Consider the following 1,755-nt stretch of genomic DNA (forward strand, 5'->3'; position numbering starts at 1 on the left):
CCCCGCTGCGCCCCGTCTGCTGCGCCCCGTCCCCCTGCCGCTGTGGCTGCAGGGGGTGGTCGAGGCGCTCGTCACGGCGATGATCAGCCTGCTGGCGGTCATGGTCCCCACCCTCGCGGTGTGGGCCACGGGCGGGTTCGAGCGGCCGACCATCGAGGGTGCCGTCCAGGTGGGCGGCGTCCTGTGGCTGGCCCTGCACGCGGTGCCCGTCACCGTGGCCACGGCCATGCCCACCGCGCCGGATCACCTCATCACCGGCACGGCGTGGCTCGTGCCGTGGGGCCTGACCCTGGTCCCGCTCGCGCTGTCGTGGCGGGCCGGCCGGCGCCTGGCCCGCGCGTCCTACCGGGACCAGGCGTGGCAGGCCTTCGTGGGCGCGGTGGGGGCCTACGCCCTGGTGGGGCTGGCCGTGGCGTTCCTGCCCGGCACGGACGAGCTGACGGCGCACCCCGCCCCGGCGGCGCTGCTGCCCGCCCTGCTCTTCGGCGTCGCCGCCCTCGCGGGGGCGCGGCGCGAGGCCGGCACCTGGGCGCACCTGATCGGCCTGGACCTCACGGAGCGGATCTCGCGGCGCTCGCAGTACGAACGCTGGGCCGGCTCGTACGCGTGGTCCGTGGTGCGCGCCGCGGCCGTCGCCGTGCTCGCCCTGACGGGCCTGAACGCGCTGCTCGTGGCGGGGCGGCTGGCCGTCGAGTGGGCCGCCGTCGTCACCGTGGCCCAGGCGATCGGGGGCGGCCCGCTGGGCGGCCTGCTGGTGGCGCTGCTGCAGATCGGCTGGCTGCCCACGTTCACCGCGTGGTCGATCGCGTGGACGGCGGGCCCGGGGTTCTCCGTGGGCGCGGACAGCCTCTACTCCGTGTTCGGCGCGACGCCGGCCACCGCGCCCGCCCTCCCGGCGCTGGGTGCGCTGCCCGGGACGTGGTCGCCGTGGCAGCTGCTCCTGCTCGCCGTGCCGATCGGCGCCGGCGCCGTGGCCGGCGTGTGGCTGCTGCGGGAGGGGGAGAACCACCTCGACGACTGGCTGCACACCCGCCACGGCAGCCGCGCGGTGTCCTTGACACTGTCCACGCTGGCCCTGGCCGTGCTCACCGGACTGCTCACGGGGCTGCTGCTGCTCGTGCCGCTGGCCCTCACCTCCGGGACACTCGGGCTCGGCGCGCTGACGGACCTCGGCTCCCACGTCTGGGCGGTGTGCGCCGCCGTCGCCGGGTGGGTCGCGCTGGGCTGCGCGGCCGGCTACCTCACGGCCCTGGCCGTGGCCGGGCACCGGGACGGGACGACGACGGCGCCGCGGTCCGGCGACCGCGCCTCGGGCCCGCGCGACCGGCCGTCCCCGCGCCGGGCGCGGGACTGACGCCCGCGGCTCAGGGCCGCAGCTGGGGCACCCCCGTGCGCTCCTCCACCTGACGGGTGAACTCGTCCGCGCACGCCTGCTGTGCCCGCACGGTGAGCGCGGAGGCGCTGCACTGCTCGAGCTGGACCGTCGCGTCCCACGCGAGCAGCGGCAGCGCCGCCGTCGTCATGCCCACCAGCGCCATCGCCATGCCGGCGGACGCCACCGCGCGGGGCAGTCCCGAGCGGTCGGCGCCGCGGCTCGTGACCCACACGCGCACGCCGAGCACGAGGGCGACCAGCCCCAGCGCGAGGGCGATCAGCTTCCACGGCAGCACGAGGGAGAAGGAGAGCACCATCCCCAGCAGCGCCACGGACTGCCACAGCAGGGCACGGCCGGTGCGGACGCGGCCGGGGTCCGGG

General features: G+C 77.5%; 2 protein-coding genes. One reads left to right on the top strand and one right to left on the bottom strand.

Annotation, left to right across the window (positions count from 1 at the left end):
* Positions 1 to 1,354: DUF6350 family protein (locus tag QL983_RS11140; RefSeq protein WP_290153027.1), on the top strand; the 1,354-nt coding region annotated here is incomplete at its 5' end.
* A 10-nt stretch (positions 1,355 to 1,364) separates the two neighbouring features.
* On the opposite strand, the gene QL983_RS11145 is transcribed toward QL983_RS11140, so the two are convergent.
* On the bottom strand, positions 1,365 to 1,755 hold a 391-nt coding region (locus QL983_RS11145; protein WP_290153029.1), incomplete at its 5' end, for a hypothetical protein.

Source organism: Micrococcus sp. APC 4021, assembly GCF_030407635.1.
In the GTDB taxonomy this organism is placed as follows: domain Bacteria; phylum Actinomycetota; class Actinomycetes; order Actinomycetales; family Micrococcaceae; genus Micrococcus; species Micrococcus luteus.